The sequence below is a fragment of the Polaromonas sp. P3_A5 genome (genome assembly GCF_056403055.1).
Genome location: NZ_JBFUGF010000001.1, coordinates 2703426 through 2716447 on the forward strand (window position 1 = coordinate 2703426; position 13022 = coordinate 2716447).

The 13022-nt window shown below is 61.9% G+C and carries 14 protein-coding genes; 4 read left to right on the forward strand and 10 right to left on the reverse strand.

The window, feature by feature from the left end; genetic code table 11:
• Positions 1-280: 280 nt before the first annotated feature.
• The 3 genes from AC1DU8_RS12820 to AC1DU8_RS12830 are packed head-to-tail and all read right to left on the reverse strand — an operon-like array spanning position 281 to position 3385.
• Entirely contained in the window at positions 281-1639 is a 1359-nt protein-coding gene (locus tag AC1DU8_RS12820) for a mechanosensitive ion channel family protein (protein ID WP_457278889.1), read from the reverse strand.
• Positions 1618-2424 carry an enoyl-CoA hydratase gene (locus AC1DU8_RS12825; protein WP_457278890.1) on the reverse strand — a complete coding sequence of 269 codons (807 nt, stop codon included), beginning with the start codon at positions 2422-2424 and terminating at the stop codon, positions 1618-1620. Before AC1DU8_RS12825 ends, AC1DU8_RS12820 begins: the two co-directional genes overlap by 22 nt.
• 7 nt (positions 2425-2431) lie before the next feature.
• A complete protein-coding gene (locus tag AC1DU8_RS12830; RefSeq protein ID WP_457278891.1) occupies positions 2432-3385 on the reverse strand; it encodes a histone deacetylase family protein in 954 nt (317 codons plus the stop codon).
• Between the two features lie 41 nt (positions 3386-3426).
• On the opposite strand from AC1DU8_RS12830, the gene AC1DU8_RS12835 reads away from it, so the two are divergent.
• The 4 genes from AC1DU8_RS12835 (at position 3427) to mltB (ending at position 9244) form a co-directional block, all read left to right on the forward strand.
• On the forward strand, positions 3427-4347 hold the full coding sequence (locus AC1DU8_RS12835) for an AAA family ATPase (RefSeq protein WP_457278892.1): 921 nt from the start codon (positions 3427-3429) through the stop codon (positions 4345-4347).
• A gap of 5 nt (positions 4348-4352) precedes the next feature.
• Entirely contained in the window at positions 4353-5453 is a 1101-nt protein-coding gene (locus tag AC1DU8_RS12840) for a DUF58 domain-containing protein (RefSeq protein WP_477688924.1), read from the forward strand.
• A gap of 646 nt (positions 5454-6099) precedes the next feature.
• Positions 6100-8115, forward strand: a complete 2016-nt coding sequence (locus AC1DU8_RS12845) for a transglutaminase TgpA family protein (protein ID WP_477726832.1) — start codon at positions 6100-6102, stop codon at positions 8113-8115.
• Positions 8116-8164: 49 nt separating this feature from the next.
• Positions 8165-9244: a lytic murein transglycosylase B gene (mltB, locus tag AC1DU8_RS12850; RefSeq protein ID WP_477726833.1), complete on the forward strand. Its 1080-nt coding sequence runs from the start codon at positions 8165-8167 to the stop codon at positions 9242-9244.
• Between the two features lie 57 nt (positions 9245-9301).
• On the opposite strand, the gene AC1DU8_RS12855 is transcribed toward mltB, so the two are convergent.
• The 7 genes from AC1DU8_RS12855 to AC1DU8_RS12885 all read right to left on the reverse strand — a co-directional run bounded on the left by AC1DU8_RS12855 (position 9302) and on the right by AC1DU8_RS12885 (position 12987).
• The gene (locus AC1DU8_RS12855) at positions 9302-9610 is read right to left on the reverse strand and encodes a hypothetical protein (RefSeq protein WP_477726834.1); all 309 of its coding nucleotides are present in this window, start codon (positions 9608-9610) and stop codon (positions 9302-9304) included.
• Between the two features lie 254 nt (positions 9611-9864).
• Positions 9865-10296: a TIGR02594 family protein gene (locus tag AC1DU8_RS12860; RefSeq protein WP_477726835.1), complete on the reverse strand. Its 432-nt coding sequence runs from the start codon at positions 10294-10296 to the stop codon at positions 9865-9867.
• A gap of 16 nt (positions 10297-10312) precedes the next feature.
• Positions 10313-10855, reverse strand: coding sequence for a cysteine hydrolase family protein (locus tag AC1DU8_RS12865; protein WP_477726836.1), 543 nt, complete (start codon positions 10853-10855; stop codon positions 10313-10315).
• Positions 10852-11487: a GFA family protein gene (locus AC1DU8_RS12870; protein WP_477726837.1), complete on the reverse strand. Its 636-nt coding sequence runs from the start codon at positions 11485-11487 to the stop codon at positions 10852-10854. Before AC1DU8_RS12870 ends, AC1DU8_RS12865 begins: the two co-directional genes overlap by 4 nt.
• A 62-nt stretch (positions 11488-11549) precedes the next feature.
• A complete protein-coding gene (locus tag AC1DU8_RS12875; protein ID WP_477726838.1) occupies positions 11550-11960 on the reverse strand; it encodes a hypothetical protein in 411 nt (136 codons plus the stop codon).
• A gap of 45 nt (positions 11961-12005) precedes the next feature.
• Positions 12006-12410 (reverse strand): hypothetical protein, encoded by a 405-nt coding sequence (locus tag AC1DU8_RS12880; protein WP_457278901.1) that lies wholly within the window; start codon positions 12408-12410, stop codon positions 12006-12008.
• Positions 12411-12624: 214 nt separating this feature from the next.
• Positions 12625-12987, reverse strand: a complete 363-nt coding sequence (locus tag AC1DU8_RS12885; RefSeq protein ID WP_457278902.1) for a hypothetical protein — start codon at positions 12985-12987, stop codon at positions 12625-12627.
• Positions 12988-13022 lie beyond the last annotated feature (35 nt).

Below are 13022 nucleotides of genomic sequence, written 5' to 3' on the forward strand. Positions count from 1 at the left end.
TGAAATCGGGACTGAATTGACGTTAACGTAAACGTAAGCTTTGCATTCTATGCTGCGGCGCCCCTGATGCGGGCTGCTCAACTGGTCGCCGGAGGGTATCCAGGGGAACCAGGCAGAAAAAGAACGATCGTTCTATTTTTCATTATAGGGCGCCGGATACAGCGAATTAGAGCATCCTGCCCAACCACTGTCCTTCAGGTGTCTTTCAGGCGTCAATTGCCGATGCAGCGAACGGAGGTCGGGCAGGGAAAAAGCGCGCCGCAGGCCGTTTGTGGGCCGCTCAGGAAGGCTTGGCACCGGTAGCGCCCTTCTCGCCCTCCACGTTTTTTGCATTCTCCGAAATGCTCACGCGGGTATGCACCACACGCTGCGGGTACGGAATTTCGATGCCGTGCGAGCGCAGCGACTCCAGGACGGCGAGGTTGACACGCGAGCGCAGGTTCTGCTGGCCGTTTTCGGGATCAACCATCCAGTAGTTGAGCGTGAACTCGAGCCCGTCGACGCCAAAGTGGGTCAGATTGACGCTGGGACCAGGGTCGCGCAGCACACGGTCCTGCTTGAGCGCGGCTTCGCTGAGCAGGCCCATCACCAGCTCGACGTCGCTGTCATAGCCCACCGACACCACGGTGGACTGCAGCACCTGCGTATCGCTGAGCGAGAGGTTTTCAACGCGGCTGCTGATGAACATCTCGTTGGGCACGATGGATTCGCGCCCGGACGGTGCACGCACCACGGTGTAGCGCGCATTGATATCGGTGATGCGCCCTTCAAAGGTGTCCACCCGCACGTTGTCACCGATGCGCACACTGCGCTCGGCCAGCATGACAAAGCCGCTCACGTAGTTGGCCGCCAGCTTCTGCAGGCCAAAGCCCACACCCACGCCTACCGCGCCGCCCAGCACCGACAACGCCCTGAGGTCAATGCCCACCGACGACAGCGCCAGCATCAGGCCGACAAACATCAGCATGGCACGCACCGCATTGCTGACAGCCTTGCGCAGGGAGAGCTCGTTGCCGGTGGCTGAACGCAGCAGGCGCGCCTCAATGGCCGAAGATATCCACAAGGTGATCAGCAGCACCACACCGGCTGTCACCGCACCTTCAAGCATGGTGCGCACCGACAGCGTCGAGTTGCCGACCTTCCACTTGATGTCGTCGAGCTCATCAAGTATCACAGGCAAGAAGCCGCTGACCCACAGCACCATGGCGATCCAGGCCAGCCAGGAAATGGTGCGCTCCAGGGCCCGCACGAGCGGCGCGTCCTTGAAGGCCACCTGCAGCACCTTGACCCCCAGGCGGATCACCGCCAGCGACAGCAGCACAGGAATGGCTACCTTGAATACCGCCAACGGAAAGGTCCTCGCCAAAAGGACCTGCACCGCATTGGCAAAGAAAAGCAGCAGCAGCGGAAACAGCACGCCGTCAATCACGCGCCGCCCGAAAAGGATGGAAGTCCCATCGACCGCCATACGTGCGCGGCCCGCCATGCGCACCACCAGCCAGGCCAGCAACGCGCAGGAAATCAGCGCGGCCAGCTCCGTGAGGGCGGTAGGCTGGGCCAGTGCCGCAAACCAGTCATCCAGCGCATCAATGCGGACGGGAGGAACGGGACGGGTCGTCAGGGCGCCGGCGCTGGCCATTGGGGTTTCCTTTTTTCGATGAAGGCTTGCACGCCTTCCTGTGCCACGGCATGGACCATGTTGCAGGCCATGGACTGGCCCGCCAGCTGGTAGGCGGCCTCGATGCCGGTTTCACGTTGCTGGTAGAACAGCGCCTTGCCCATGGCGAGTGCTTCGCGCGGTTTGGGCAGGAGCGACTGCAAGAGTTTTTCGACTTCGCCCTCGAGGGATTCCGGTGATGCGACACGGTTCACCAGCCCGCGCGCACACGCTTCGTCCGCGGTGATGAATTCACCCGTGAGCAGCATCTCCATGGCTTGCTTGGCCGGAATGTTGCGCACCAGCGGCACGCTGGGCGTGGCGCAAAACAGGCCCACATCGATGCCATTCACGCCAAAAGTCGCATTGCTGGAGGCCACCGCCAGGTCGCATTGCGCCACCAGCTGGCACCCGGCCGCGGTGGCCAGGCCCTGCACCTGCGCGATCACAGGCACCGGCAGCCTCTGGATGCTGAGCATCACGCGCGTGCACTGCGCAAAAAGCTTCTGGTAATAAGCCAGCTCGGGCCGGGCGCGCATGTCTTTCAGGTTGTGGCCGGCACAAAAAGCCTTGCCCTCGGCCGAGATGACCACCGCGCGCGCCGAGCTGTCGGCCGCGATCAAATCCAGTGCAGCCTGCAGTGCAGACAGCACGTCTTCACCGAGCGCGTTAAAAGTAGACGCCCGGTTCAGCACCAGGCGGTGGACACCGCGCGCGTCATGCGTGTGAAGCACGGGAGCCGAAAGCTCAGCAGATACGGCACTCATGAATGCCCTACAAATCGGCCAGGACGCGGATATGCGCTTCCACGCTGCGCGCCAGCGCATTCAGGTTGTAGCCACCCTCCAGCGACGAGACGATACGGCCTTGGGAATGGCGCCTGGCGACGTCCTTCAGGCGCTGGGTGATCCAGGCGTAGTCCTGCTCGACCAGACCCATCTGGCCCAGGTCGTCGTCGCGGTGCGCATCAAAACCCGCGCTGATGAAAATCATCTCGGGCTTGAATTCTTCCAGGCGCGGAATCCATGCCGCTTCGATCAGCTCACGCACGGCCATGCCCTTGGTATAGGCCGGCACGGGCAGGTTGAGCATGTTGCCTGCATGATTTTCGGTGCCGGTATATGGGTAAAACGGGTGCTGGAAAAAGCTGACCATCAGGACACGGTCGTCGCCGCTGAGGATGTCCTCGGTGCCGTTGCCGTGGTGCACGTCGAAGTCGACAATCGCCACGCGCTTGAGGCCGTGGCGCTCCAGCGCATATTTGGCAGCAACGGCGACGCTGTTGAAAACGCAAAATCCCATGGACCGGTTGTGGCAGGCATGGTGGCCCGGCGGGCGCACCGCGCAAAACGCGTTCTCAAGCTCTCCGGACATCACAGCGTCGGTGGCCGCCAGCACGGCGCCGGTCGCGCGCAGGGCGGCGTTCCAGGTGTGCGCATTGAGCGCGGTATCGGGGTCTATCTGGGCATAGGCCGGCCCGCCGGCCCTGATGTCGTCGACCAGACTGTCGCTCAGGCCGCGGATCGCCGCCACCATCATGCGGTCGTGCGCCAGCTCGATGTCGCCCAGCGCTGCCAGGGGGGCCTCGCGCGCGTCCAGGGCGTCCTTGACGCCGGTCGCCAGCAACCAGTCGTCAATGGCGTCGAGCCGCTCGGGACATTCCGGGTGGCCGGGGCCCATCTCATGCTTGCGGCAATCTGCGTGCGTGAAATAACCAGTCGCGTTCATGGGGGAAATAATTTGTAAAAAATTACGGTATGGTTGGCACCATGAAAGTCACAGAAAAACTCCAGGCACTTCTCGATCAGCTTAACACGGTCATCGTCGGAAAACCGGCACAGGTACAGGACTGCGTGGCCTGCCTGCTGGCCGGCGGCCACCTGCTGATTGAAGACGTTCCGGGCGTCGGAAAAACCACCCTGGCCCATGCGCTGTCCCGTTCTTTCGGGCTGCAGTTTTCGCGGGTGCAGTTCACCGCCGACCTGATGCCCAGCGATTTGTCGGGTGTGTCGATTTACGAACGCCAGAAGGAAAGCTTTGTGTTTCACCCGGGGCCGGTTTTTGCGCAGGTGCTGCTGGCCGATGAAATCAACCGGGCCAGCCCGAAAACCCAAAGCGCCCTGCTCGAAGCCATGGAGGAAAAGCAGGTCACGGTCGAGGGCGAAACCCGGCCCCTGCCCCTGCCGTTTTTCGTGATCGCCACACAGAATCCGCACGACCAGCTCGGCACCTACGCCCTGCCCGAGTCCCAGCTGGATCGCTTTCACATGCGGATTTCGCTGGGCTACCCTGACCGCGCCGCCGAACGCGAATTGCTGCGGGGCGCCGACCGCCGCGACATGCTCGAAAAACTGCCGGCCCTGCTGGCGCCGCACGACCTGCTGGAGCTGCAGCAGATGGTGGCGCAGGTTCACGCGTCGGAGCCGCTGCTGAACTACCTGCAGGACCTGGTCACGGCGACCCGTTCAGGCCGCTGGTTTCTGCAAGGCCTCAGCCCGCGCGCGGGCATTGCCATCATGCGGGCCGCCAAAGCACAGGCCTTCCTGAGCAAGCGGGACTACGTGGCGCCGGACGACATTGCTGCCGTGCTGCCGCAAACCGCCGCACACCGGCTCATTCCGGTCAGCGACGCCGGCCGCGGCCCTGTGGAGCAGGTGCGGGCCATGCTCGACGCCGTGCCCCTCCCCTGAAGAAGATGGACGCCCCCCGAAGCGCCTCCGGCGCCTCCCCCCCCGGGGGGCGCCACCAGTGGCCCGACAAAGCCGGTTCCACGGCGGCCCGCGAATGGAATCCTTTTGCCTTCATTCGCGGGCGCTTCCAGAAGTGGTGGCAAAGCAAGCTGCCGTTCACCGACAGCGTGTCGCTGACCCAGCGCAACGTGTACATCCTGCCCACGCGGCCTGGCCTGATGCTGGGCGTGACGCTGCTGGTGCTGCTGGTGGCTTCCATCAACTACCAGCTCAACCTGGGCTACCTGCTGACGTTCCTGCTGGCCGGCAGTGCTCTGGTCGGCATGCACGTCTGCCACGGCACGTTGCGCGGTCTTGCTATGAATTTAGTAGCGCCTCCCGCACACTACGCGGGCGCTACCGCCGCATTTGATGTAAAACTCATGAACGCCAGGCGTACCGCGCGCCATGGCATCGGGCTGAGCGTGCTGAACCCACACGATGTGGACACCAAAAAGGACGCCAAAAAGGGCGGGGAGCAGCACTGGGTGTGGACCGACGTGCCCGCGCAGGGCAGCAGCGTGGTGCAGGTGGCCTTCACGCCGCCGCGGCGGGGCTTGTACCGGCTGCCGACGCTGACCGCCGAAACCCGTTACCCGCTCGGCACCTTTCGCGTCTGGACGGTATGGCGCCCGGCTGCCCAGATCCTGGTCTATCCGCAGCCCGAAGCCCACCCGCCACCGCTGCCGCCCGGCGAGCCCCGCTCCGGTGGCGCGACGGCGGCCTCACGGGCACAAAGCACGGGTGAATTCGATGGCGTACGCGGTTACCGCCGCGGCGACCCCATGAAACTGATCGTCTGGAAAAAAGCAGCCAAGGCCGATGAACAGGGCAACGGCCTGGTCGTGCGTGACACGCAGCAAGCCCAGCGGCATGAGCTCTGGCTGGACTTCATGAATGCGGGCTCTGCCGGTGTTGAACAAAAGCTTTCACGGCTGTGTGCCTGGGTGTTGATGGCCGACAAGCTCGCGCTGGACTATGGCTTGAGGTTGCCTTCGGTGGAGATCAAGCCTGCCAGTGGGGAGGCGCATAAGAGGCTTTGTCTGGAGGCGCTTGCGGTATGTTGACGTCTGGTTTGGGGTCGAGGTCGTTTCGGCGATGGCGCTCTTTGCGGAGGGTTGCTGGCCGGGGGTTGCCCGGCGGCAACTCACTTTTCTTTGCTTCGCCAAAGAAAAGTAAGCAAAAGAAAGGCGACCCTGGTTCCTGCGTCCCCTGCGCTGCGCTCCGGGGCAACCTGCGGTGCTCGGTCCAGCCGGGGTCAAAAACAACTCGCCTGCGGCTCAAACAAGTTTTTGCCCTGATCCGTCTGGCCCTGCGCTCCTCGGCGCATCCACAAGGGATGGGGAACGAATACCAACAGCCGAAGATAGAACTCCGAATACCTGAAGAAACAAGGACACGCCGTGGCGTGTCCTTGTTGGTATTTGTATTCGTTTGCTGGTATTTCGGTATTCGGTTACCGCATTCGATTGCCCCTTCTGTATGCGCTGAGGAGCGGAGCCTGGAGCGGAAAAAGGGCCGCAGTTGTTTGAGCCGAAGGCGAGTTCTGCGGACCCCGCTTCAGGCGAGCACCGCAGGGTGCCCCGTAGCGCAGCGAAGGGGTCGCAGACAGCAGGGTCGCCTTTTCTTTGGTGACTTTCTTTTGGCGACGCAAAAGAAAGTTACTTGCCGCCGGGCAACCCCCGGCCAGCAGCTCTCAGCAGAGCCCCTCCCATGCTGACCCGCCTCCAAACCCTTCCCCGCGACGCCCGCGACACCCTGTTCCTGTTGCTGGTCATCGCCTGGGTGCTGCTGCCCCAGGTGGGCAACCTGCCGCTGTGGTGCAGTGCGCTGGCCAGTACCGTGCTGGTGTGGCGCGGCTGGCTGGCCGTGCAGGCCCGTCCGCTGCCGGGCAAGTGGTGGCTGCTGGCCCTGCTGGCCCTGACCATTGGCGCCACGCTGACGACGCACCGAACCTTGTTCGGCCGCGATGCAGGCGTGACCTTGCTGGTCGTGCTGCTGACGCTCAAGACCCTGGAGCTGCGGGCCCGGCGCGACGCCTTTGTGGTGTTCTTTCTCAGCTTCTTCTGCATGCTGAGCAACTTCTTTTATTCTCAGTCCCTGCTTACCGCCTTCAGCATGCTGCTAGGGTTGATGGGTCTGCTGACCGTGCTGGTCAATGCCCATTTGCCGGTGGGCAAACCGCCGCTGCTGCAAGCGGCCAAAACAGCAGGCTGGATGGCCCTGCTGGGCGCGCCCATCATGCTGGTGCTGTTTTTGCTGTTTCCGCGCCTGGCGCCTTTGTGGGGGGTGCCGAGCGATGCGATGACCGGCCGCAGCGGCCTGAGCCCCAGCATGCAGGTGGGCAGTATCGCCACTCTGGCACTGGACGACAGCGTAGCCATGCGCATCCGGTTTGAGGGCGGCAAGCCACCACCCCAGCAAGAGCTGTACTTCAGGGGGCCTGTGCTTTCAAACTTCGATGGGCGCAACTGGCAGCCGTTGCGCGCGTTCCTGCCATCGCGTTATGCCCTGCCTGCTAACCTCGAAGTGGCTGGTGCGCCTGTCAACTATGAAGTGACGCTTGCCCCCAATAATCAACCATGGATCTTCGTGATGGAGGCGGCCCCGCAAAGCCCCGACTTGCCCGGATACCGCAATACCATGGAGGCCGATCTCCAGTGGTTCACCAACCGGCCTGTCACCGACCTGGTGCGCTACAAGGCCCAGAGCTATCCGATCTTCAGGCATGGGCCGCGTCAGCAGGTGATCGGCCTGCAGGAATTTGTAGCGCTGCCGGCCGGCTTTAATCCCCGCACGCTGGCGCTCGCAGCCGAGATTCGCCGCGACCCGCGTTATGCGGTGGCAAATACCCGTACGCTGGTGCAAGTTGCGCTGGAACGGCTGCGCACCGGGGGCTACGTTTACACGCTGGAGCCCGGTGTGTACGGGCAACACACCGCCGACGAATTCTGGTTTGACCGCAAGGAAGGTTTTTGCGAACACATCGCCTCGGCCTTTGTCATCCTGATGCGCGCCCTCGACATCCCGGCGCGCATCGTCACCGGCTACCAGGGCGGCGAGCTCAACAGCGTCGACGGCTACTGGGTGGTGCGGCAAAGCGACGCGCATGCCTGGGCCGAAGTCTGGCAGACCGGTGAAGGCTGGGTGCGCGTAGACCCAACCTCAGCAGTGGCGCCGGGACGCACAGGGGCGTTCCAGCGCCTGGCCGCACCGCAAGGCGTGGTGGCGCAAGCCCTGGGCAACTTCAGCCCGACCTTGACTGCGCAGCTGCGCGCCACCTGGGAGGCCGTGAACAACGGCTGGAACCAGTGGGTGCTGAACTACACCCAAGGCAAACAACTCAATTTGCTGAAAGACATCGGCTTTGAGTCCCCCAGCTGGGAAGACCTGAGCTATGTGCTGATCGGTATCGTGGTGTTGGCCGCCCTGGTCGGCGCGGCCTGGACGCTGTGGGACCGTGCGCAGCACGATCCCTGGCTGCGCCTGCTGGCCCGCACGCGCAAGCGGCTGGAAAAGGCCGGCCTTCACAGCACGCCCGCCACCTCGCCCCGCCAGCTGGCGCAGGAGGTGCTGGGCCGCTACGGCAAGCAAGGCGAGGCCCTGCATGACTGGTTGATGCGCCTGGAGCACCTGCGCTACGCCGCCGTGCCGGCAAGCGGCGGTAAAGCGGCGCTGCAGCTTCATGCGCTCAGGCAGGAGTTCGACCGGCTCGCCTGGCCCGCTTAAAATCGGCTCAGCCCTCCCCGCTCACTCCTCGTCATTCGATCACTCCTTCATGCGCCTCCAACGTTTCGGATTTGCTCTCTTTTTGATAGCTGCTTGCGCAGTATCTGCCTGGTCTGGCGAGGGAAATAACATCAAAAAACGCGTGGCCGCCAAATCGGCCCCGGCGCAAGGGCCGCTGTATTCCACCCGCCCCGAAGCCATGCAGTTTGCCGACGACATGGCCGCACGCCGCGACCTGGACCCCGACTGGGTGCGCGATGCGATCGGCCAGTCGCGTTACAACGCCACCGTGGTGCGGCTGATGCAGCCGCCAGCCAAGACCTTTGTCAAAAACTGGCGCGTCTACCGCAGCCGCTTCATCGACCCGGTGCGCATCGAGGCCGGCAGGCGCTTCTGGCTGGAAAACCAGCAGACACTGGAGCGTGCCGAAAAGGAATACGGCGTACCCGCCGAAATCATCGTCGGCATCATCGGCGTGGAAACCATCTACGGCCGCGACACCGGCAGTTTTCGCGTGATGGATGCCCTGACCACGCTGGCCTTCGATTTCCCTGCCAACCATCCGCGCGCCAAAGAGCGCAGCGAATTCTTCAAGGGAGAAATTGAACAGTTCCTGACGCTGCAACACCGGCTTGAGGCCAGCCCTTTCGACGCACGCGGAAGCTTCGCCGGCGCCATGGGTATGCCGCAGTTCATGCCTTCCAGCCGGGTCAAATACGCGGTGGACTTCGACGGCGACGGCAATATCGATCTGTCGGGCAGCCCGGCCGACGTGATCGGCTCAGTCGCGAGTTATTTCAAGGCCTTCAACTGGCAGCCGGGCATGCCCACGCATTACCCCGTGAGCTTCGACAAAAGCCGGCTCGACATGGACGCCCTGATGGCGCCGGACATCCTGCCTACATTCGGTGTTGAAAGCTTCACGGCCAAGGGTGCTGTCCTGGAAAGCCCTGCGCTGCAGCACACCGGGCCGCTCGCGCTGGTGGAGCTGCTCAACGGCCCGGACGCGCCGCAATACATTGCGGGCACCGAAAACTTCTACGCCATTACCCGCTACAACTGGAGCAGTTATTACGCGATGGCGGTGATTGAGCTGGGGCGGGAAGTGGCGGCGCGGGTCAGGCAGTAGGCACCCACCGGCCGGCCTGTGCCGTCCGTTCGGCCAGACGGTTGGCGCGAGGCCGCGTCAACCCCATTCACCGTCCTCCCGCCACTGAATATCCGTTTTCCTGAGCAGGTGAGAAGTCAGCACAACCCGCCCCTGTTTCAGGGTGCCATTTTCAAGTTTCACCTTCACTAAATATTCATGGACGTTATCGTCTTGCAGGGGACGCATTCCGCTACCGTCGAATTCATGAACATCTCGCACTTCCAGAAGTTCGCCGCCTTGCCCCCTGGCCCAGGCAGCCAGCCCTCTTTTATCTGCGTTTCGGCTCCAGATCCACAAGACCACCATGCAGATGACAACCGCCACCGGAACAACCCATGATTTCATTGGAGCGTCTCCCTTTGAGGTTGTAATTTTGAGGCCCAACGTTGGCGCTCACCATGGGCCGGAGGATCGGATGGAAATCCCGGTGCATGGCAGGATGCCACGAAAGCGCCCAGATAGCCAACAAATTCAGGACAGTGCGGCCCTGCGGCAGTACAACTGACCCCGGTGCCAATGATGCCAAGCGCCAATGATGGCCGCCGGTAAGGATGAAGTAACCTGGTGCGCAGCAGGCGAAGCACGCAGTTGCACGAAGATCAAGGCCCCTTGCCAGAGGGCCAGCGATACCCCAGCACCGTAACCAACGGGTAGGCGTTTTCACACACCTGGTCCAGCTGGTTGCCGCCCAGCAGGTACACATTCGTTTCATCTGCGCGAAGAAAAAAACCCACGTGGCCCTTCCAGCCGCCCGGATCTTCCCGCGACAACACGACAACGCAGCCGGGCACCGGCCCGCCGAGCGGCTCACCCCATTCCAGCCAGGAACGCGCCAGCGCAGACCCGGTGCCGGGAATGCCGACCTGTGCCAAAGCCCAATTCACGAATGATGAACACCACGACGCCTTGTCGTCATAGCCGCGAATGTTGGTGTGGGCGTGGTACTCGGTCACTCTGGGGTTGCTTTGGCCGGCAGGAAACGTGCGCACGCCGACTTCGGCAAAGGCGATGTGCATCCAGGGTGCGTGCATAGAAATCAAAACAGGCTCAGACCGTAACCTTGATCTCGCCCGCTAGCTGTGGAGTGACTCTTGGCCCAAAGCTCTGGATGTTTGCCAGGGTCGCCGTATGGTGGGCCGAAATCTGTGCCGCAGTGAGGATTCCGTTGTCCACGGTTGAGTGCCCATCCGAAACCAGTGTGACCGGATAGCCGAGAGCCAGGGCGCGCCGGGTCGTTGTGTCTACGCAAAAGTCGCTTTGTATACCGCAGATGATCAGCTTTTTGATTTCACGCTCCTGCAGCAGGGTCTGCAGCTCCGTGTTATGGAACGAATCCGTTGCCTTCTTCCGCAGGCGGATATCGGTCGGCTGGGTGTCCAGGCCATCGGCGAGTTTCCACCCTTCAGTGCCATATTCCAGTGGATCATCCGGCGCCTCGTGCTGGATCAGGATGACGGGAGCTCCCGCGGCGCGGGCCTTGGCAGACACCTGGTTGATTCTGTCGATGACGCGCCGGCTTTCAAAGGCCCCGCTCTCGCCGAAGCAAAGAGCCGTCTGAACGTCGATGATAAGGAGCGCAGTTGTCGTCATGAAGCAAGGTTTGATGTTGAGGTGTTGGAGGAAAGGGGAAATTCGGCCTGGCAACTTGCAGGCTCGACCAGTGCCTGGTTTGCATCACCGGAGCCACGCTGTTGCATCGCCTCCTGCCACAGCCTGGCGAGCTCCCCCGGGCGATCGGGGTGGGTTTCGTACACGGCAACGCCTGGCGGAATCACCACCCAGGAAAGCGCGCTTTTTGTCCAGAGGTGCGCAACAGGCTCAAACTCCCGCGCGTTGTGCAATGTGCCGGGCAGCAACGCCGCCATGGTCGGCTTGTCGGCCGGTTCCGCCCACAACCGGGTATCGCAATCAACACACACTTTCGCCCTGCGTTGGCGCCCGTTTCCCATGTCAAACGTCAGGAGCTGCGGGCTTCCCTGCGTGACCTCCAGCGCCGAGCGGTCAACCCACATGGCCAGCCGCATGGCACCGCCGGAGCGCCGCTGGCAGTCTGTGCAATGACACGCATAGAACGTCAGCGGATGCGCAGTCAGCTGGTACTGCACCTTTGCGCAAAGGCAGCTGCCGGTCCACGGGGGTTTTGATTCCGGGTAACGCATTTTTAGCCTGACGTTGAAATCAATCGGGAGCCAACAAGCATGCAAAGCAGGCTGGCCGAACATTCGTGCCGACCAAGCTGGCAAATTGCGTCATGCGCCGCTCCAGCCCCAAGTACCCACCGCAGTCAGCCCTCACGTGAAGCTCGATCTTCGTCGGGTTCACTGCAAACAAACCTGACACCTGTGACGCCGCGAATGCTGGGGACAGCAATCAATGTAATCGGTGTCGCCAGCGTGGTCTCCTGGATTCCTGCCCAGGCACCGTTCTCCCAAATGGAAATTGCTTCCAGTTGATCAAGCTCCGCGTTGTAGCTGGCCGAGCCAATCACATCGCTCCCCTCGATGCGCAGCGTAATGACCGGCTCCGTCATTGCATCCGTGACATCCGAGGTGTTCAAGACCGGGCACTGCCACGTCTCATCTTCCACCTCGCCCTCCAGTCCGGCCTCCCAGGCCCACAACCAAATGGGATGATTCTTGGCGTCCTGCAGCGAGATATCGTCCAGCGCCTTCGGCGTTCCAAATTCGAATTTCATGAATTTTGTTCTTGTGGGCAGGTGTTTGAGATGAGTGGTTGAGCTTCAGACCGGTTGACTCTTGGAGGTGTACTTCAGGCGTGACGGATTCCAGAAGGCAAACTGGCTCCCGTTTCTTGCAATCTCCAGCGCGGAGGCTCCCCCTAAATCTTCCATGACTTCCGACACCTCGCTCTCGTCACCCAGATCGTCGAACTCGACGGCAAACGCTCTCTCGACCACATCTTCGTAGTGCTTCATGGTGTTCTCCATTGCAACTTCTTCAGCGATTGGGCCTGCAATACGATGCGTGTGGATGTCCTGGTCTATTGCAAACGTTTTGATGCGCCAGGTCTCGTTTTCCGAGAACCACCACTGAACCGTGTCGAAGTGATCACCTTCAGCATCATGCTCAACGTTGCCGACATAGGAGCTTTGAACCGTGAGCTGGAAGACAAGCAATTTGTTCATGATGGATTCCAATATTCAATACAAACAGGCCACCGAGGGCGGCTGAAATGATCGACCGTTAAGGGAAGGAGGGTTCGATCATACGGAATGCCCAGGAAGACCAGCAGCAGGCGGACCTTGCCGGCATTGCCAGAAGTTTCGCGATCGTAAAGGTGAAGCATATGCGCGTTGCGGCACTCAACGTTGGCGTTATGCGGCGAATGGCATTCTCAGCTCACATTTCCCAGTTGAACCTGCCGGTGACTGAGCGATTCGGCAGCTTCAAGATGCCCTCACTACCGCGAACTGAAAGCTCAAAGTCTGGCGGCAGCTTGCTGTCCCCGGGATTCCTGTAGCGAACGAGCAGGATTTTTGCCTTCACGTCAAATGCCACGACGACCAGATGCGGCGGCCGAAGCATCGGACTCGAGCCCGCCCCAGGCGCGGCAAACGACACACCAGCCAGAACTGGGCGCTCCTGTTGCCCTACTTCAAAGTCCAGAACGTAGCCAGCACTTTCGAACGACAAGGAGCCGGTGGCGAATGCAACACTGCTTGCGGCGGTGGCGAGGGCGGCGATAGCAAAAGCAGGACGCACCATTAATCTCTGGACGGAATAGCGACCGCGCCCAG